The 20,107-nt window shown below is 63.1% G+C and carries 13 protein-coding genes; 8 read left to right on the top strand and 5 right to left on the bottom strand.

Going from position 1 to position 20,107, the window contains the following annotated elements; all coding sequences use genetic code 11:
* Nucleotides 1–149 precede the first annotated feature (149 nt).
* Nucleotides 150–2,813, bottom strand: a complete 2,664-nt coding sequence (locus IGS55_RS08650; RefSeq protein WP_230517387.1) for a TonB-dependent receptor — start codon at nt 2,811–2,813, stop codon at nt 150–152.
* Between the two features lie 292 nt (nt 2,814–3,105).
* On the opposite strand from IGS55_RS08650, the gene IGS55_RS08645 reads away from it, so the two are divergent.
* A complete protein-coding gene (locus IGS55_RS08645) occupies nt 3,106–3,540 on the top strand; it encodes a hypothetical protein (protein ID WP_230517386.1) in 435 nt (144 codons plus the stop codon).
* 58 nt (nt 3,541–3,598) lie between these two features.
* Here the strand turns inward: IGS55_RS08645 and cphA are convergent, their stop codons facing one another.
* Both cphA and IGS55_RS08635 read right to left on the bottom strand, forming a co-directional pair.
* The gene (cphA, locus tag IGS55_RS08640; protein WP_230517385.1) at nt 3,599–6,169 is read right to left on the bottom strand and encodes a cyanophycin synthetase; all 2,571 of its coding nucleotides are present in this window, start codon (nt 6,167–6,169) and stop codon (nt 3,599–3,601) included.
* 67 nt (nt 6,170–6,236) lie between these two features.
* Entirely contained in the window at nt 6,237–8,414 is a 2,178-nt protein-coding gene (locus IGS55_RS08635; RefSeq protein ID WP_230517384.1) for a cyanophycin synthetase, read from the bottom strand.
* A gap of 467 nt (nt 8,415–8,881) precedes the next feature.
* On the opposite strand from IGS55_RS08635, the gene IGS55_RS08630 reads away from it, so the two are divergent.
* From IGS55_RS08630 to IGS55_RS08620, 3 genes are all read left to right on the top strand, one after another.
* Entirely contained in the window at nt 8,882–11,152 is a 2,271-nt protein-coding gene (locus IGS55_RS08630; protein ID WP_080698525.1) for a cyanophycin metabolism-associated ABC transporter, read from the top strand.
* Between the two features lie 2 nt (nt 11,153–11,154).
* Nucleotides 11,155–11,625: a cyanophycin metabolism-associated DUF1854 family protein gene (locus IGS55_RS08625; protein WP_230517383.1), complete on the top strand. Its 471-nt coding sequence runs from the start codon at nt 11,155–11,157 to the stop codon at nt 11,623–11,625.
* Between the two features lie 464 nt (nt 11,626–12,089).
* Nucleotides 12,090–13,076, top strand: coding sequence for a hypothetical protein (locus IGS55_RS08620; RefSeq protein WP_230517382.1), 987 nt, complete (start codon nt 12,090–12,092; stop codon nt 13,074–13,076).
* A gap of 78 nt (nt 13,077–13,154) precedes the next feature.
* Here IGS55_RS08620 and IGS55_RS08615 read toward each other — a convergent pair whose 3' ends face one another.
* The gene (locus IGS55_RS08615; protein ID WP_152281250.1) at nt 13,155–14,669 is read right to left on the bottom strand and encodes an AMP nucleosidase; all 1,515 of its coding nucleotides are present in this window, start codon (nt 14,667–14,669) and stop codon (nt 13,155–13,157) included.
* Nucleotides 14,670–14,782: 113 nt separating this feature from the next.
* Between IGS55_RS08615 and IGS55_RS08610 the strand changes: the two genes are divergently transcribed.
* The 4 genes from IGS55_RS08610 to IGS55_RS08595 all read left to right on the top strand — a co-directional run bounded on the left by IGS55_RS08610 (nt 14,783) and on the right by IGS55_RS08595 (nt 17,453).
* Complete coding sequence (locus tag IGS55_RS08610; RefSeq protein ID WP_034750636.1) at nt 14,783–15,382, top strand: TetR/AcrR family transcriptional regulator; 600 nt, start codon at nt 14,783–14,785, stop codon at nt 15,380–15,382.
* A 17-nt stretch (nt 15,383–15,399) separates the two neighbouring features.
* A complete protein-coding gene (gene map / locus IGS55_RS08605; RefSeq protein ID WP_230517381.1) occupies nt 15,400–16,203 on the top strand; it encodes a type I methionyl aminopeptidase in 804 nt (267 codons plus the stop codon).
* A gap of 2 nt (nt 16,204–16,205) precedes the next feature.
* On the top strand, nt 16,206–16,730 hold the full coding sequence (locus tag IGS55_RS08600; protein WP_230517380.1) for a hypothetical protein: 525 nt from the start codon (nt 16,206–16,208) through the stop codon (nt 16,728–16,730).
* 78 nt (nt 16,731–16,808) lie between these two features.
* A complete protein-coding gene (locus IGS55_RS08595; RefSeq protein WP_034783389.1) occupies nt 16,809–17,453 on the top strand; it encodes an FABP family protein in 645 nt (214 codons plus the stop codon).
* 138 nt (nt 17,454–17,591) lie between these two features.
* On the opposite strand, the gene IGS55_RS08590 is transcribed toward IGS55_RS08595, so the two are convergent.
* Nucleotides 17,592–20,054, bottom strand: coding sequence for a tetratricopeptide repeat protein (locus IGS55_RS08590; protein ID WP_230517379.1), 2,463 nt, complete (start codon nt 20,052–20,054; stop codon nt 17,592–17,594).
* Between the last annotated feature and the right edge of the window lie 53 nt (nt 20,055–20,107).

Below are 20,107 nucleotides of genomic sequence, written 5' to 3'. Positions count from 1 at the left end.
CACAAGGCAAAAAAAATGCCAACCGTCACCGGCTGGCGCTGAAAACCCTCAAGGAAGAAAGGTATATTGTTTTTAACAACGTCTCACCGCCTGACAAAACCATCGCCGGCCGCAAAGCGCGCCGCGCAGCCGGTTTGGTCAGGTGTCCACTAGTAGCTCCAGCGGACGGAGAGTCCCACGACCTTGTCATAGCGCCGCACATCGCGCACATAGTCCGGCGTGTCGTGGTAGTCGCGGTAGGTCGAGTCGAGCAGGTTGTTCGCGTCCAGCGTCACCGTGGTGTTCGGGTTGAGCTTGTACGAGACCGACGCGTCCAGGGTCTTGGTGGGCGCCACGGTCAGGTGGATGCCCTTGCCGCGGTAGTTGTAGTCGTCGACGTATTTGTCGCGCCAGCTGTAGGCCAGGCGCGCCGACCACGGTCCCTGTTCGTACAGGCCGACGATATTGGCCGACCACTTCGACATGCCCGTGAACGGGTGCACGCTGCCATTCAATTCTTCCAGTTCGCCCGTCATGTAGGTGGCGTTCGCCTGCAGGCCAAGGCCGCTCATCCAGCCTGGCAGCTTGTCGTAGAACTGCTGGTACGCCATTTCCAGGCCTTGCAGATGGCCTTTCGAGGTGTTGCGCGGACGCGTGATGTCGTACTCGATGCCGCCATACGTTTCCTTGGCCGACCCGGACAGGATGTAGTTCTTGAAGTTGTGGCGGAACACGGTGGCCGTGACGGAACCCGTCTGCGCGAAATACCATTCCAGCGCCACGTCGAGGTTCTTGCCTTCCACGGGTTTCAGGTCGGGATTGCCGCCGCTGCCCGTCGGACGCACCATCTCCAGGCTCTGGCCCAGGCTCACGCCGGGGTTGAAGTCGGCAAAATTCGGGCGCTGCACGGCCTTGCCGGCCGTCATGCGGGCGATCAGGTCCTGGCGCAGCATGGCTTTCAAGGTCATGCTGGGCAGCACGTCCGTATCCGAGGTTTTGACGCGCACGGGCGTGACGATGCCGTTTTGCGAGGAATTGCCTTGCAAGTCCTGCTTGGTCTGCACGACGCGCACACCGAGGGTGCCATCGACCGGTACTTTCGCCAAGTCAAAGCCGATGCGCGCCTTGCCGTAGACGGCATTGGTTTTTTCCACATCCTTGTAGTGGGTCATCGGATCGTCGGGGCTGCGTTCGCTGCTGCCCGTAAACAGCTGGCGCAGCGCGGCCGTGTTGTTGAGCATGAAGTCGCGGCACGGCGTGAGCCAGCTTTGCAGGCCGAAGTTGCCCGTGTTCTCGTGCGAGGTGCAGGCGAGGCCAGGAATCGCGTCCGCAGTCATGATCGACGTCAGCCCGCCCTGGCCATTTTTTTCGCGGATCGATTCGGCCTTGCGCTTGGCCAGGCGCACGCCGCCCGAAAATTCGCGGAAGAAGCCCGTGCTGTCCATGTCGTAGGTGACGTCGCCGCGCCAGTCGGTCGAGCTGCCTTCGTCGTGGCTGTGATTGTCGTAGAAGCCGAGCAGGGTGTAGTTCTTCGGATCGAGCATGTTGTAGCCGGGGTAGCTGATCTGCGCGCCGCCGTTCACGTTCGTGCTGCCGATCACGCTGGTCGGATGGGCGAGAAAGTCGAGGATGGGAAATTCGCGCTCGAAGTTGCTGACCGTGCGCGCCAGCTCCGTCGTGGCGCGCAGCTGCGGCGTGATGTCCCAGCGCGCGCCGATGGCGCCTTGCGAACCGATCGAGCGGTCGCGCCGCGCCTGGGTCGAGCCCAGCGTGAACGGCGACCACGGGCCGTCGATCTTGCCCACCGTGGCCGCTTGATTGGTGCCGGGGATCAGCGTGATGTCGGGGTTCTGGCCCCAGGGCAGCGAACCGACGAAGAACTGGCTGTCGAACGCGTGCTTGATCAGGGTCGACATGCCTTCCGCATACACTTCCACCTGCGAGTTCGGGCGCCACTGGAAGGCGGCGTTGGCCGCGTAGCGCTTGCGGTCGCCCACGGTCGGGATCATGCCGACGGAATCGGGACCCGTGATGTTTCCCGCTTCCGGGCGCTTGACCGGTTCGGCGTTCCAGATCGTCTCGTCATAGTATCTGCCGCGCTGGTAGGACAGGCCGAGAAGGGCGCCGAATTCGCCGTATTGGGTCTTCCAGCGGTTCGAGACCATGCCGCTGACGTTCGGGTCCGTCGAGCCGGACTTGTCGCGGTGTTCGGCGCGCACGTTGCCCGATGCCGTAAAACCCTTGAAGTCGAACGGGCGGTTGGTGCGTACGTCGATCACGCCGGCCGTGCCGCCTTCGACCATGTCGGCGCCCTGCGATTTGTACACGTCCACGCGCTGCAGCATGGCCGTCGGAATGTCGGCCAGGTACAGGCTGCGGCCCACGGACGTGAACATTTCGCGGCCGTTGAGCAGGGTCACCACGCCAGGCAAGCCGCGGATGATGACGGTACCGGCTTCGCCGCCTTCGCGGCGGACCTGCACGCCCGTCACCCGGCCGAGGATTTCGGCCACGTTCTTGTCGGGGAATTTGCCGATTTCATCGGCGACGATGGAGTCGACCACCTGGTCGCTGTTTTTCTTGATCGTCTGTGCGCTCTGTGCCGCCCTGCGCACGCCCGTGACGGCGACGACGGCGATGCCGCCATTGTCGGCCGGCGCTGCCGCCGCCGGTGCCGTTTCTGCCACTGGCGTTTCCACGGCGGGCGCCTGTTGCGCCCGGACGGAGGCGCTGCTCAGCAGGCCTGCGCCGGCCAGGGCGGCCACCGTCGCCTTCAAGGTCAAGCGTGTATTTTGTCGGGGCGTGCGGGTGCCCGTTGCCATCAATTGCATCATCTTGTCTCCACCTGTATTTTAGTTATGTTGAGAACGCTGCGGCAGTCGCCGCCAGAGCTGGAACTGGCTCAGGAAGCATGGTAGGGGCGAATGACTTTGCGCCACAAATGACTTCTTTTGCGATGTCCATATCAATTCCGGTATCCCTGCCGCATCCATGCACCTGCCGGCCTTGCCCGCTCTCCACACGTGGCGAAAATAGTTTTGTATTTTTTGCCGGTGGCGGCGTTGAGGTAGCGATGCAGCGGCACCAGATGGGGCGTCGCCATCCCACTCAATGAAAGGAAGCACCATGTTGGCATCCACTATCACCGAACCGTTGCTGCGTCACTTGCAAGCGGACGGATATCAGGCGCAGATCGACAGCGATGGCGATATCGTCTTCCGTTTCGAAGGCATGGGCTATGTCCTGTGCTTTGATACCGATGACGCGCAATTTGGGAAACTGCTGTTGCCGAATGTGTGGAGCATCGATATGCCGGAAGAGTTGCTGCGCGTGCGTGCCGCGCTCGATGAAGTCAACCGCCGCATCAAGCTGGTGAAAGGCCATGTGCAGTGCGGTCAGGTATGGTTCTGCATCGAGATGCTGCTGCTCGAGCAGCAGCACTGGACGCATTTCCTCGCGCGTGCCACCCGCGCCATCGCGCATGCGGCGACGCTGTTTGCCAGCGAGATGCGGGCCGGCGCGCTGGCCGCGCAGGCGATCGAGAAAGCCGGCGCCGACTGAGGCGCCGGGATGAAAAAGGGCGGCCCGCAGGCCGCCCTCATATGCCATCAGGCTGCGTTTACGCTTCGGCGACGCGCTTGGCGATGTGCGCCAGCGCTTCTTCCACCTGGTCGATCAGGATCAGGCACAGGTCGCCTTCGCCGAGGCGTGCCAGGGCCTTGTCGATGGCGACGAATTCGCCGTTGATTTCATCGATATGGCTGGTGCGCTTGGCGCCGTTCAAGCCCTGGCGCAGCAATGCCACGACTTCGCCGTCGGCGCGGCCGCGCTGGCATTGATCCTGGTACAGCAGCACGTCGTCGAAGGCGGCGCCGAGGATTTCCGTCTGCTGGCGGATGTCTTCGTCGCGGCGGTCGCCGGCGCCGCTGATGACCACCGAGCGGCGCTTGGCCGGCATGCTTTCCACGGCCTGCACCAGCGCCAGGATGGCGTCCGGATTGTGGCCGTAGTCGGCGATCAGGGTGGCGCCCTTGTAATCGAACACGTTGAAGCGGCCCGGCGCATTGTCGGCTTCATTGGCAAAGGTTTTCAGGCCCAGCGCGATGGTTTTCCAGTCCAGGCCCACGGCCCAGGCGGCGGCCAGCGACGCCATGACGTTGTCGACCTGGAAGCCGATGGCGCCGTTGCGCGTGATCGGCACCTGCGACAGGGCGATTTCGTGGCGTTCCTTGCCTTGTGCCGCGACCAGCTTGCCGTCTTCCACATACACGACGCGGTTGCCCTGCGCGCGGTGCGTGGCCATCACGGGATGCGTCTTGTCGGCGGCGAAGAAGGTCACCGTGCCGCTGCAATTCTTGGCCATGCGGGCCACGGCCGGATCGGTGGCGTTCAGCACGGCCACGCCGCTGTCGGCCACGTTCTGCACGATCACGCGCTTCAGGACCGCGAGGTCTTCCACGGTGGTGATGTAGTTCAGGCCCAGGTGGTCGCCCGCGCCAATATTCGTCACCACGGCGACCTGGCAGCGGTCGAAGGCCAGGCCTTCGCGCAGCATGCCGCCGCGCGCCGTTTCGAACACGGCCGCGTCCACGTCCGGATGCAGCAGCACGTTGCGCGCGCTGCGCGGGCCGCTGCAGTCGCCGCTGTCGATCTGGCGTCCTTCGATGTACACGCCATCCGTGTTCGTCATGCCCGTGCGCAGGCCCGAGGTGGTCAGCAGGTGGGCGATCAGGCGCACGGTGGTGGTCTTGCCGTTGGTGCCCGTGACGGCGACGACGGGAATGCGGCCATCGTCGCCCTCGGCGAACATGGCGGCGATGATGGCTTCACCCACGGGACGCGGCTTGCCGAACGACGGCGCCAGGTGCATGCGCAAACCTGGTGCCGCGTTGACTTCGACGATGCCGGCGTTCTGCTCTTCCAGCGGTTTCAGGATGCTGTCGGACACCACGTCCACGCCGCAGATATCGAGGCCCACCATGTGCGCGGCCGCGACGGCGCGCGCCGCCACTTCCGGGTGCACGTCGACGGTGACGTCGGTGGCCGAGCCGCCCGTCGACAGGTTGGCGTTATTGCGCAAGATCACGCGCTGGCCCACGGGCGGCACGGATTCGGCCACGTAACCCTGCTTGGCCAGGCTGGCCAGGGCGATGTCGTCGAAGCGGATTTTCGTCAGCGAGGTGGCGTGGCCGCTGCCGCGGCGCGGGTCCAGGTTGACCTGGTCAACCAGTTCGCGCACCGTGTGCTGGCCGTCGCCCACCACTTGCGGCGGGTCGCGGCGGGCCGCTGCCACCATCTTGTTGCCGATGACGAGCAGGCGGAAATCGTGGCCGGGCAGATAGCGTTCGACGAGGATGTCGTCGCGGAATTCCTGCGCCGCGAGGAAGCCGGCCGTCAGTTGTTCGCGCGTGGTGACATTGACGGTGACGCCCTTGCCCTGGTTGCCGTCCTTCGGTTTCACGACGACGGGCAGGCCGATTTCGCAGGCGGCGGCCCAGGCGTCGTCCACGTCGATGGCGACACGGCCTTGCGGCACGGGCACGCCGGCCGAATCGAGCAGCTTCTTGGTCAGTTCCTTGTCTTGCGCGATGGCTTCGGCGATGGCGCTGGTGCCGTCCATTTCGGCGGCCTGGATCTTGCGCTGCTTGCTGCCCCAGCCGAACGTCACCAGGCTGCCTTCGGTCAGGCGGCGGAACGGGATGTTACGGGCCACGGCGGCGTTGACGATGGCGCCCGTCGATGGACCGAGGCGCACGTCTTCATCGAGCTCCTGCAACTGGTGCAGGGCGGCGGCCAGGTCGAACGGCGCATCGTCGAGCGCGGCGCGGCACAGCTGCTGCGCCAGTTCCAGGGCCAGGCGGCCGACGGCTTCTTCCGAGTATTCGACGACGACCTGGAAGATGCCCGTTTCCAGGGTCGGCGTGGTGCGGCTGAAGGTGACGGGGCAGCCGGCGTGCGCCTGCAGGCCCAGCGCCGCCAGTTCCAGCACCTGCGCCATCGGCGCGGCGTTGTAGTTGCCCAGCGGTTGCAGCGGGCTCAGTTGCGGAAAGCGCGCGCGCAGGCGGGCTTCGAAGCCGGGCAGCTGGGCGATGTCGAGTTCCTGCGTGGTGCAGGAAACAATGGCTTCCACGGCCGTGTCGTGGCTCCAGAGGTTAGGGCCCCGCAAGGCCCGTACGCGAGATACTTCCATAATTAAACCGTAATCCTGTTGTGTTCTTGTGGGCCCGGCCGTAGCCGGGCTTGAGTGCTGCTTTGTCTTAGTTGCCGATGCAGCCGGGTGCCGCGTCGAAGGTGCGCAAACCTGCGCAAATGAGGTCGACGGGCAGGTTCAGGGCCCAGGCGGCGGCCGCGACGGCCAGCACGCTGTCGACATTGCCGGCCGTGGCAGGCTTGAGCAGGTCCAGGCATAGCAGGACCGTTTCGATGCCGCCTTCGGCCAGCACGATGTGGTTGCCGCGCACGAACACGGCGCGCTGGCCGGCGGCCAGCTGCGCCGCGATGGCGGGCAGGCTGCCATCCTGCGCATACAGGGTCACCGTGCCGTCGCACAGTTCGGCCAGTTCCAGCACGTGCGCGTTGGCGGCGTTGAGCACGGCCACGCCCGTCGGCACCACCACGTCGACCTGGCTGCGCACGGCCTTGTACAGGCCCGCTTCGTCCAGCACGTCGAAATCCTTGACGCTATCGAGGCTGCCCATGTCCGTGACGATGCCGATCTGGCATTTGTCATAGGCCAGGCCTTCGGCCAGGATCATGCGTGGATTGCTCTCGAATAGGGCCGTCTGCACGGTGCGGTTGAGCAGCAAACGCTGGCCCGCGTCCCAGTTCACGCAATCGCTGCTGACGACACGGCGCTGGTCCAGATACATGCCTTCGCTGCAGACGGCGCCCGTGTGCAGGCCCGACAGGTTGAGCAGCTTGCACAGCATGCGCACGATCAGGCTGGCGCCGCGCGTGCCCGTCACGCCGATCAGCGGAATGCGGCCCGTTTCCTCGGGCGCGAACAGGTGGTCGACGATGGCCGCGCCGACAGGGCGCGGCTGGCCCACGCCCGGCTTGATGTGCGCCAGCAGGCCAGGGCTGGCATTGACTTCGATGATGGCGCCGCGCTGTTCTTCCAGCGGACGCGCGATGTCGGTGGTGACCAGGTCGATGCCGGCGATATCCAGGCCGACCACGCGCGCGGCCAGCAGGGCCGCATGCACGACGGACGGATGCACGTCGTCCGTGACGTCGATGGCCACGTTGCCGTTCGGCTGGATCAGCACTTTCTGGCCGGCCTGCGGCACGGACAGGGCGGTCATGCCCTGGCGCTGCAGTTCCAGCACGATTTCGCCCGATTCATGCGGCTTGACGGTACCCAATGGGAAGTCTTCGCCTTCGCCGCGGCGCGGGTCGGTATTGATCTGCGTGTTGACCAGTTCCAGCACGGTCGAGACGCCGTCGCCATCGACCCACAAGGATTCGCCCTTGGCGGCCGCGATCAGCTTGTTGCCGACGACGAGCAGGCGGTGTTCGTCGCCCGTGATGAAGCTTTCCACCAGCACGGCCGAGCTGTCGCCCTTGCGCGCGGCCAGTGCATAGGCGGCCTTCACGTCGCTTTCCGTCATCAGGTTCAGCGAGACGCCGCGGCCATGGTTGCCGTCATATGGCTTGACGACGACGGGCACGCCGATGTCCTGCGCTTCTTCCCAAGCCGCTTCGGCGCTGCGCACCAGGCTGCCTTCAGGGACGCGAACGCCGCACGATTTGAGCAGGAATTTGGTCAGATCCTTGTCGCTGGCGATGCCTTCGGCGATCGCGCTGGTGCGGTCCGTTTCGGCCGTCCAGATGCGGCGCTGCGCGGCGCCGTGGCCCAGTTGCACCAGGTTGCCGTCGTTCAGGCGCAGCGAAGGGATGCTGCGCTCAGTGGCCGCATCGACGATGCTGGCCGTGCTCGGGCCCAGGCAGCGCGAGTCGACCATGTCGCGCAGGGGCGCCAGTGCCGCTTCCAGGTCGTAGGCTTCATCGTTGATGGCGGCCATCAGCAGGTCGCGCGCGGCGGCCAGAGCGGCGCGGCCCACGTGCTCTTCGCGCGTGCGGAAGGCCATCTTGTAGACGCCGCGCTGGCTGGTCGAGCGGGTCTGGCCGAAGCCCGTGCGCATGCCTGCCAGGTTTTGCAGTTCCAGCACCACGTGCTCGAGGATGTGGGCCGACCACGTGCCTTCGCGCAGGCGCTCGAAAAAGCCGCCCCGTTCGCCCACGCCGCAGCGGTGCTCGATCATGCCGGGCAGCCACGCCACCAGGCGCTCGTACAGGCCGGGCAGGGTATTGGATGGATAGTCTTCCAGTTCGCCGATGTCGACCCAGGCTTCAATCACCGGGCGGTAAGTCCAGATGTTGGGGCCGCGCAAGTGGGTGACGCGGGCAAATTCGATGTTCTTCTTCTTGATCATGTAAGTGGTTTCTTGATAACAAGCCAGGCGTCTGGGCGCCAGATACTTTATGTTGGCTCTACAGAGTCTTTTCAGGCTCTTGCTTGGTTCTTTATCCCGGGTATGCGCAGTGTGCCACTTTTAGCGGCCTCTTGTCGCGTTTGCTGCCCTTATTCTGCTGGTGTTGTCATTCTAATTGTTACTAATTGTTGCCGTACTTGTTATAAAGATACCGACTCTGGGCCAAGCTGGAGCATTTGCGCAACAGCGGGCTGTTGTATACTTGCTCCGGTACGGCGGACGCTGATTTTTTTGCGCCGTTTTGCCATCATTCCTTACCGGCAGGCATCCATTCGATACAATACAGGAAATTGCCACTGGTGCATCCACCTCGCCATCGCGCAGTACACAAACATTGATCGGGCGTCTGCCCCATCCCCCAAATCCCGCCCTGAAGGGCTTGGCCTCGAGCCGGAGTATGCTTTACGATGACAACTGAACTGAGTGTTCCTGCAACAACTATTCCCCTCACATCGCTGCCGGAACACTGGCTGGCGGAAGTGGAGAGCAACCTTTCTCCAGGGGAGAACGTTTTAAGTAGCGTTGAGGTTGACCTCGATGCGCGATTACGTTTCACAAAAGGCATAATAGTTGTCACCGAGAAGCGTTTGCTGGCCCGTTCGCCGGGCGATACCACCTGGAAAAGTTGGTCTTTCCGCCACGGATTGCGCCTGACGCACCATGACCACGCCGGCGTCGGCCACCTGGAATTGTTCGACGACCACGGCCGCCTGGCGTCGTGGCGCTTCACTTTGGGCCAGAACCTGCATGCGATCCGCGTGCTGGAACAGTTCGTCGAGCGCCTCGACAGCCATTTGACGGGCCAGCCCGTGCTGGAAGCGGAGCAGGAAGTGTGCCCCAGCTGCAAGGCGCCTTTGGAGCCGGAGCAGGAAGAATGCCCGATCTGCGCCAAGGTGTTGCACACGCCGCCATCGACCTGGACCCTGTTCCGCCTGTGGCGCTTCGCCCATCCCTACCGTGGCCAGCTGGCCCTGGGCTTCATGCTGATGCTGCTGAGTACGGCCGCGCACATGATTCCACCGTATCTGACGGCGCCGCTGATGGACAATGTGCTGATCCCGTATCAAAACGGCAAGCATATCGACCCATGGCTGGTGGTGTACTACATGAGCGGCCTGCTCGGTTCGGCCCTGCTGGCCTGGCTGCTGGGCTGGGGCAAGACCTATGTGCTGGCCCTGGTGTCCGAACGCATGGGCGCCGACTTGCGCTCGGCGACCTATGAACATCTGATGAAACTGTCGCTGGAATTTTTCGGCGGCAAGCGCACGGGCGACCTGATGGCGCGCATCGGCAGCGGCAGCGACCGCATCTGCGTCTTCCTCTCGCTGCATTTGCTCGATTTTGCTTCCGACGTGCTGATGATCATCATGACGGGCGTCATTTTGTGGTCGATGAATCCATGGCTGGCCATCATGACCCTGGCGCCGCTGCCCTTCATCGCCTGGATGATCCACCTGGTGCGCGACCGCTTGCGCACGGGCTTTGAAAAGATCGACCGCGTGTGGAGCGAAGTGACGAACGTGCTGGCCGATACCATCCCCGGCATTCGCGTCGTGAAGGCGTTTGCGCAGGAAAAACGCGAAGCGGCCCGCTTCCGCGACGCCAACGCGCACAACCTGGCCGTCAACGACAAGTTGAACAAGGTCTGGTCGCTGTTTTCGCCCACCGTTTCCTTCCTGACGGAGATGGGCTTGCTGGTCATCTGGTGCTTCGGCATCTGGCAACTGTCGCGCGGCGAAATCACCGTCGGCGTGCTGACCGCCTTCATCGCCTACAGCACGCGTTTCTATGGCCGCCTTGACTCGATGAGCCGGATCGTCTCCGTGACGCAGAAATCGGCGTCGGCCGCCAAGCGCATCTTCGACATCCTCGACCACGTGTCGAGCGTGCCGGAACCGGCGCAACCGGTGAAGCTGGACAAGATCGAAGGACGCATCGACCTGCGCGAAGTCGGTTTCCGCTACGGCAACCGCGCCGTCAACCGCGGCATCACCCTGAACATCAAGGCGGGCGAGATGATCGGCCTGGTGGGCCACAGCGGTTCGGGCAAGAGCACCCTGGTCAACCTGATCTGCCGTTTCTACGACGTGTCGGAAGGCGCGATTCTGCTCGACGGCGTCGACATCCGCTCGTTCGCCGTGTCCGACTACCGCCGCAATATCGGCCTGGTGCTGCAGGAGCCGTTCCTGTTCTTCGGCACCATCGCGGAAAATATCGCCTACGGCAAGCCGCACGCGACGCGCCAGGACATCATCGCCGCCGCGCGCGCCGCGCATGCGCACGAATTCATCCTGCGCCTGCCGCAAGGCTACGATTCGATGGTGGGCGAGCGTGGCCAGGGTTTGTCCGGCGGCGAGCGCCAGCGCATCTCGATCGCCCGCGCCCTGCTGATCGACCCGCGCATCCTGATCATGGATGAAGCGACATCGTCGGTCGACTCGGAAACAGAGAAGGAAATCCAGAAGGCGCTGGACAACCTGGTGCAGGGCCGCACGACGATCGCCATCGCGCACAGGCTGTCGACCCTGCACCGCGCCGACCGCCTGGTGGTGCTGGACCGCGGCCAGGTCGTCGAAGTGGGCAGCCACGATGAACTGATGGCGAAAGAGGGCGCCTATTTCCGCCTCTACGAAGCACAGGCGCGCAACAACGAACTCGCTCTGGATGACAAGGAATAAGCATGGCCAGTACAACTTTTACATTAAGCCGCGACACCTTCGGCAAGCTGGTGATGACGGACGCGGACGGCCAAGTCTTTGAATGCGTGGCGCCCGTGCGCGCCTTTCCCATCCAGTCGCCCGACGAAGGCATTTCGCTGGTGCTGGGCAATGGCAAGGAAGTGGCGTGGATCGACCGTATCGACGCCTTGCCGGAACCGGCGCGCAGCCTGCTGCAGGAAGAGCTGGAAGGGCGCGAATTCATGCCCGAGATCGCGCGCGTGAAAAGCGTTTCCAGCTTTGCCACGCCATGCACCTGGTATGTCGATACGGACCGGGGCGAGACGCAATTCGTGCTGAAAGGCGAGGAAGACATCCGCCGCATCGGCGCCACGTCGCTCTTGATCGCCGATAACCACGGCATCCACTTTTTGATACGCGACATGTTCAATATCGACAAGACGACGCGCAAGATACTCGACCGCTTCCTGTAACACTGGCATGGAGCGTCTGCGAAAAAGCATCAATCGGTATACGGCGATTGGTGCTTTTTCTTCTTCAGGCTATTGCAGTGCATGATTTGTTCGTGCTAGTCAAGGCGTGCATACTGTAAACGACAAACTTCTTGATGCGCTAAAATTCCTTTATTCTACTTTCTCGAAATAATGGGGCCGGGGCTGCTTGTGCAGAACTCGGCTTTTTATTTTTTGAGTTGTCTAGTGCGGAAATTGGTCGTTCATTGAAATTTCATTAAATAGGATGTTTGAGAAAGGGAAAGAGTTTATTTTCATGATACATTTCTATTTTTGAATTAGATGTTAATTCATTAAAATTTCGTGCTACTTATCCTGTCAGGCGATGTAGTGCAAGCCGCTCTTGTTGCTATCGGAGACTGTATGGCCATGAGAAATTCGACTTGCGACCTGAATTCATGAATTTTTCACATTGAGGAAATTGAATGAAGAAATATGCTTTGTTATCTTGCCTGTTAATTGCCGGCAGTGCGCATGCTGCGTGGGTGCCACGGGTAACGGCCGTGACGTACATCGCCACTGTCCATTATGCAGGTGGCAGTGTCGCCTATTCAGAGAATCGGATAGACCAAGGGCCGGTAACCAGATTTGCGGATCAGATTATCAATGGTCCCTATAGCTTGGAAAAAACGCTGAATACATTTCTGAAGCAGCAGGCGACGAATAATGGTGTGCAGTTCTACTCCGGGAAAGTGACAGGCAGCTTGCTGTTTACGCTGGCACCTGCGGCAGATGGTACTGTTGGTATTACAGTGCAAGCACCACGCTATCAAACTCTGATGGGGTATTCAGGCAAGAAATATGGCATCAGTTTTCGCTGCACTAATAGTGCAGCCATCGATAATTTCACCATCAATGCACAGATGGGATCTCCGCAAGGCTCGGGCCAGATATTGCCAGGCATGGGAGTTTCAGGAAATCCTTCGTCGTCGACCGATTGCGACTCCAATCTTGGATGGATATTGCCAGTGATCGGAGACTATATTGTAAATCTTGGTAGCTCCAAGATCGATGATGCCATCGTCGCTGGCTTGAATCAGACCATCGCCGGTGTCGCGACCCCATTTTTCAAGCGCGATCAGAATTATCTGACGGCACTCAATAATCTGATACCGCGAGATAAATCGGTATCCCTGCCCGGCGGAGGAAGTTTTCCTATCGGTCAATACGTTCAGGATAATCTGGCTTATTTGCTGGCGAATAGTAAAATCACCATGCAGATAGACAAGGGCGTCATCTTGTCTGATTTGACTGATGAGACCAAGTGGTCCGCTACCGCTAATATCGTGAAGTTGACGCTGACCTCGCCAGCCATTTCATTTTCTGTCGATTTGCAGGAGCAAGACGATTTGCAGTGGATTTGGGACAAGAAGTGCGGTGGAAGATACGGAACCGACTGTAACATTCCGTGACCGTATCTGAGTGAAGCTGCTCCCGGATCGCACCATGCCTAGTCATGATGCGAACCGGATGAGGGGTGGTGCTGACAGTTACTGAAACGCCACTTCCGCAAAGCTGCGCAATTTGCGGCTGTGCAGCCGGTCCACGCCCTGGCGGCGCAGCAGTTCCACGGCGCGGATGCCGATGCGCAGATGCTGGTCGACCCGTTCGCGGTAGAAGTGGTTGGCCATGCCGGGCAGCTTGATTTCGCCGTGCAGCGGCTTGTCGCTCACGCACAGCAGGGTGCCGTAGGGGACGCGGAAACGGAAGCCGTTGGCGGCGATCGTCGCGCTTTCCATATCCAGCGCGATGGCGCGGCTCTGGCTGAAACGACGCTCCGGCGTGCGCTGCGGCAGCAATTCCCAGTTGCGGTTGTCCGTGCTGGCCACGGTTCCCGTGCGCATGATGTGTTTCAAGTCATGCCCCGTCAGCTGGGTGATTTCCGCCACTGCCGTTTGCAGCGCCTGCTGGATTTCCGCCAGCGGCGGGATCGGCACCCACAGCGGCAAGTCTTCGTCGAGCACGTGGTCTTCGCGCACATACGCGTGCGCCAGCACGTAGTCGCCCAGGCTTTGCGTGGTGCGCAAGCCGGCGCAATGGCCGAGCATCAGCCAGGCGTGCGGGCGCAGCACGGCGATATGGTCGGTGATGGTCTTCGCATTGGCCGGACCGACACCGATATTGACCATGGTGATGCCGCTGCCGTCCGCGCGCAGCAGGTGGTAGGCGGGCATCTGCGGCAGGCGCGGCGGGGCGGCGCCCAGCGCATCCTCGCTTTCGACCGTCTGGCCGACCCGGCGCGTGACCACGTTGCCCGGTTCGACAAAGGCGACGTAGCCGTCGTCGTCCGAGGGCGCTTGCGCATCGGGCGCGCGGTCCATCATGGCGTGGCCCAGGCGGATGAATTCGTCGATGTAGAACTGGTAATTGGTAAACAGGACGAAGTTCTGGAAGTGCTGCGGCGACGTGCCGCTGTAATGGCGCAGGCGCTGCAGCGAATAATCGACGCGCGGGCCCGTGAACAGCGACAGCGGCTGCGCTTCGCCGTGCGCCGGTTCGTGCGTGCCGTTGGCGATGCCGTCGTCCATGGCCGACAGGTCGGGCAGGTCGAACAGGTCGCGCATGGCCAGGCGGCGGCCCGCATCCATATTGCCTTCGATATGGTCATGTTCGGCGAACGAGAAATGCACGGGGATGGGCTGTGCGCTCACGCCCACTTCCAGGTGCACCTTCTGGCCGCTGTTATGGTTTTTCAGCAGCAGGGTGAACTGGTCCAGGTAGTAATCGCCGAACAGGTCGGGACGCGTCAAAGTGGTTTCAAACACGCCGGGACCGGCGACAAAACCGTAGGCCAGCGGCGAGTCGGCGCGCGCCACGGTGTCCGTCTGGATGCGCACGAAGGGGTAGCAGGCGCGCACCCGCTCGTGCATGTCTTCGCCGGCGACAAAGCGCTGCAGCGCATCGCGCAAGTGTTCGATGCTGCTGCGGTAAATGGCTTGCACCTGTTCCAACGCCAGGCGTGGATCGTCGAAGCGGGAGGAGGCGATGAAGGGGGGCGTAAGCAAGCGGATTCTCCTTGTGGCGGTTCGTGCATACCATTGTAAGGCAGCAAGGCAACTCATGTCGGCGCATGTCGGAGGCGCTTGACGAATTCAAATAGAATCTGTATTCTATTTGAATGGTCAGACTAGCCAAATTCAACGAAAACAACTTCATCGACAGCGCGATCGCCGTCGCCGCCCAGTGCGGCGTGGGTGCCGTCTCGATGGCCGCCATCGCCGTCAAGGCCGGCGCACCCATCGGCTCCGTGTATCACCGCTTCGATTCGCGCAACGCCATCCTGGCGCGCGCCTGGCTGCGCGTGAAGAGCGACTTCCGCGAGGAAGTGGCCAGCCGCTGGCTCGGCGGCGACACGTGGGCCGGCGTGCACGGCTTGCTGGACTGGTGCCGGCGCAAGCCCGTATATGCGCGCTTCCTGCTGCAATGCGCGGACAGCCCCGATTTCAACAGTGGCCTCAGCGAGGAATTGCTGGCCGCCGTGGAAGAGGAGCAGGCCGCGCTCGACGCCTGCTTTGTCCGCTGCGCCGAAGCCATGCCCGCCACCGCGGAGCTGGACCTCGATCACATGCTGCTCAAATTCGTGCTGATCGATGCGCCCGTGGCCGTCGTCAAGCCTTACCTGACCCAGGAGCGGCCGATACCGGCCAGCGTCGACGCCATGCTGCGCGCTTCGCACGACGCCGTGCGCGGCTGGGCCGCCCATACCACCTCACACTAACAAAGAAAAGAATCCCCATGCGCTATTCCACCCAGCTTGAACACGGCAAGAAAATCCCGCTGCACGACGAAGAAGGTTTCCTCGGCATGCGCGCGGCCGGCCGCATCGCCGCCGACACGCTCGACTACATCGCGCCTTTCGTCAAGCCGGGCGTCTCGACGGCCAGACTCGACGCCCTGTGCGAAGAATTCATGCGCGCGGCCGGCGCCATCCCCGGCACCATCGACTACCACGGCTACAAGCACGCCAGCTGCATCTCCGTCAATCACGTGGTCACGCACGGCATCCCGTCGGAAACCAAGATCCTCAAAGTGGGCGACATCCTCAACATCGACGTGACGCCGAAGTTCAACGGCTGGTTCGGCGACACCAGCCGCACCTTCAAGGTGGGCGCCGTCTCCATCCTGGCCAACCGCCTCGTCAACACGGCGTATGACGCCATGATGGCCGGCATCCACACCGTGCGCCCCGGAGCGACCCTCGGCGACGTGGGCGCCGCCATCGAAGCGGTAGCCAAGGCGCAGGGCTTTTCCTCCGTGCGCGACTTCTGCGGCCATGGCGTGGGCCAGGTCTTCCACGACACGCCGCAAGTGCTGCATTACGGCCGCGCCGGCACGGGCATCGTGCTGGAACCGGGCATGATCTTCACGATCGAACCGATGCTCAACGTGGGCAGCTACCAGGTCAAGGTCTTGCCCGATAAATGGACGACGGTGACGAAAGACCGCTCGCTGTCGGCGCAGTTCGAGCACTCGCTGGCCGTCACGGAAACGGGCTTTGAAATCTTTACCCTGACCGGTTCGACCGAGCCGCTGGTGTAAGCATGGATGACGCGCGCCGGCAGCAGCTCACCGATATCGTCGCCGCGAAAGCCGGCGTGGATGTCGCTTGCGCGGCGCGTCACCTGGCGCTGCATGACGACGACGTGGCGGCCGCCCTGCGCGGTATCGACGCCGAACGTTATACGCTGACGCAGCGTCTGCTGAACAAGTACCGGCGCGATCCGGAAGACGCGCTGCAGCACGTGGCGCTGGCGGTGCTGCAGCAGGAAGGCATCGGCAGCGACAGCGTGCTGCGCGCGGAGCGCATCGCGGCCCTGGCGCCGCCCGTCGCCGGCATGGTGATGCTGGCCGAATGGCTGGCCTATGTGGACTGGGAAGGCTACGACAGCGCCCTGTACGCGAATATCGACGCGGTGGCGGCGTTCATCACCGGCGCACTGGAACTGCCCGAGGCGGCTGCCAATCTGCTGCAAACGCGCGACGAAACGGTGTTCGAAGCGCAGCGCCCCGCGCTGGCCGCCGCGGCCCTGCTGTTCATCGAGCGCCACACTACGCAGTTTCCCTGACGGCTGGCGCTTTGCCGCCGGCGGGCGCGCGTCTTACAATGGCGGCAAGCACTGTTGCCCCATTTTGAAGACTTCCGCATGAGCGATTTTCCCGAAGATATCTACACCGAGCCGTCCGCCGACGTGCACACCCTGAACAACCTGGGCCCCTTGACTGGCATGGCCGGCATCTGGACGGGCACGCGCGGCCTGGACGTCAAGCCGAAAGCCGATGGCCCGCGCAAGCAGGCCTTCGTCGAGCGCATCGAACTGCAGCCGATCGACCCCGTCACCAACGGCCCGCAACTGTTCTACGGCTTGCGCTACTACATCCACATCACCAAGCCGGATCAAGTCAAAACGTACCATGAGCAGGTGGGCTACTGGCTGTGGGAGCCGGCCACGGGCGCCGTGATCCAGACCCTGGCCATCCCGCGCGGCCAGATCGCCATGGCGTCCGGCACGACGACGGCGGACGCCACCAGTTTCGAGCTGGTGGCCAAGCGCGATTCGACGGCGTACGGCATCTGCTCGAACCCCTTCCTCGAACACGCGTTCACCACCGTCGAATACCGGATCAAGGTCGATATCCACGCCGACGGCACGTGGGGCTACGATGAAGACACGGTCATGCTGATCCGCGGCAAGGACGAACCGTTCCACCACACGGACCGCAACCTGCTGACGAAAATCGGTGAGCCGACGCCGAATCCGATGGCCTTGCAGGCGCTGGCGGCGGTGTAAAAATCAAAAAGCGGCGACTTTTTCCGCCGCTCTGCTGGAGCGCCTGAAAAATGCTCAGGGCTAGGCGCGTTGCCGCAGGCAGTACGAACGTACGGCCAGGCAACGCAACAACGCCATGGGCTTTTTCTCAGGTGCTCCTTAAGGTTTTCCTTGCGCCACCGCCTTGATCGCGCGCTCCTCGCCCATGGCGGCCGCGATCTTCCAGCGCTGCATGGCGCTGGCGCGGTCGGGGCGTTTCAAGCCCGCGCCTTCCCAGTCCATCAGGCCCAGATTGTAGATGTCGCCCGCGCTGCCCTTGTCGGCGGCGAGGGTGAACCATTTGCGCGCTTCCTTGTGGTTGACGGGAATCTGGTAGCCGCGCACGTGGTACAGGCCCAATAAGTGCATGGCTTGCGCATTGCCCTTGTTCGCGGCCTGTTTCAGCAGGTCGAGGCCGCGCGCCATGTTGCGCGGTTCCTGCCAGCCTTCGGCCAGCATCACGCCTTTCGCCGCCAGCGCATAGCTGTCGTTCTTCACGAGGCCCTTGCCGATCAGGGGCTTGGCGGCCACCTGGCGCGCTTCGCGCTGCTGCGCCGTCGGCGCGGTGGCGGGGCCGGGCTTGCCTTCGCCCATCAGCAGCATCCAGCCATACAGGCCATACGCGCCGGCGTCGCCCTTGCCGACCAGGCTTTCCAGCATGGCCAGCGCCTGCGCCTTGTCGCCATTTTCGTACAGCTTGACGGCTTTGGCGCTACTCGCATCTGGCGGCACTGGGACTGGCGCATGGGGCGCGACGGGCGCTGACGCCATGGCCGTTTGCGGCGGTGGAGCGGCCGGGCGCACGCGCACCGGCAAGCCATAGCTGGCGGCCAGCACGGCCACGCTGGCGGGCGCGAGGATCAGCACTTGCGCCAGCTGGTTGCGGCGTCCCTTGCCGGCGATGCTCATGGCCCGTTCGGCTTGCCGCTCGCCGCCCAGCGCTTCGCTCAGCACGTTTTTTACCTTGCGGTTGAACAGCCAGTAGCCGGCGCCCGTGACGAGCAGGCCGGCGATGGCGGCCGCCCCGCGTCCGGCGAAGAACCAGGTGGCGATGGCGGCGGCCAGGGCGGCCAGTGCGCTTTTCCACCAGAATTGCTTGGCCAGCCGCGTGTAGACCTGGCGCAGGGCGCCGAGCACGCAGGTGCGCACATTGTTGGCATAGTCGGCGGAGACGACATCGACATGGGCATGGTGCGCGTTGCCGCTGAGGACGGACTCGATCACGTCCGCATTCAGTTCCGAGGCGGCCACGTCGCGCAGCGGCGTCAACAAACCTTGCACGTGGGCCGAGAACAGGCCGTCGTCGGCGCTGCCGGCCAGCGCGTCGCTGAGCGCCTTGAGGTCGCCGCGCAGCAGCTTTTCCACGATGTCGTCCAGGGTCAGCCAGCGCAAGTCCGTGCCGTACGCCACCAGGTGGTGCTTTTCCGCGTTGCACGATGCCTCGAGGCGCACGATGCGCAGCTTGGCCGCATACAGGGCGTCGACCTCCTGCGGCTGGTCTTCATTGTAAATGCTCACTTTCGCCAGTGCCAGGCTGCCGGCAATGGCTGCCAGTGAGTGCACGCTCTCCTTGTCGCGGATGCGGCGCGCGTCGTCGGGTGCTTGCTTGGGCAGGCTGACGCTGTAGCCGGGCGTCACATGCACGTCGACCCAGGCCGCCTTGCCCACCTTGCCGGAGCCGTCGCACGGGTTGCAGCGCAGGTCGCCCACGCCGCTACAGGTGCGGCACGTGACCTTGCCGCTGGCGCGGCAGGTGCCGCAATTGATGCTGCCTGAACCGTGGCAAGTGTTGCAGCTGACCTTGCCGTAGCTGCAATGGTAGCAAGAGCGGTACTCGGTGCGGTACTGTGGCCGCGTTTCGCTGTGGTAGCTGGTGTGCGAGCTGCCGTTGCTGTAGGTGGTAGTGGGCACTTGCACCGTGATGTAATCGGTGACTTGCTCGGACACGGTGCCGCTGCCGCTGCAATACGAGCACGACACCTTGCCGCTGCCGTAGCAGCCATACGCGTCGCAGCTGACGGTGCGCCCGCCTTGGCAGTTCCAGCACGTTTCCGTCGTCGCGCCGTGGCAGGTGTGGCAGTTGATGCGGCCGCGGCCGGTACAGTTGCCGCAGGTATCGAGGTGCCAGTACTTGACGGCGTGCGGCAGGTAGACGCCCGCCTCGACGCCGTTGTAGGCCTGGCCTGGCTGGCGCAAGGCATTGTCGAGCTTGCCCGCCGCGCGGCGCAGCCGTTCCTTCTCCTGCGCGTGAGCGAGCGCTCCCACCTCGTGCGAGCCACAGCGGCAGTCATTGCCCGCCGGCGTGAAATAGCCATTGATGACACGCTGCTCGAAGCGCGCCTCGAGCGCGTAGTTCGCTTGCAGCGAGAATTCCTGCAGCACGTCTTCCTCGTCCAGCGGCGTGATGTCGTGCGGCTCGAAACGCGTCTTGTCCTGCACCAGGGTGCGCAGCTTGCCCAGCACCGTCGGTATCTCTTCCTTGTCGAGCTTGATGGGCGCTGGCGCCGTCACGGACGTTGCTGATGCCTGGGGCATGTCCTCGTTGCCTTGGGTATCGGTGGCCGTCTCGGTGCTGGGGTTCATGCGCGTCCTTTTGCTCTCTGGAAAGATGTTTGAATTTTAGCATCCCCATATGA

Origin of the sequence: Janthinobacterium sp. EB271-G4-3-2 (genome assembly GCF_020858035.1) — a bacterium.
In the GTDB taxonomy this organism is placed as follows: Bacteria; Pseudomonadota; Gammaproteobacteria; order Burkholderiales; family Burkholderiaceae_D; genus Janthinobacterium; species Janthinobacterium aestuarii.
This window is presented reverse-complemented; position numbering and strand designations above follow the sequence as displayed.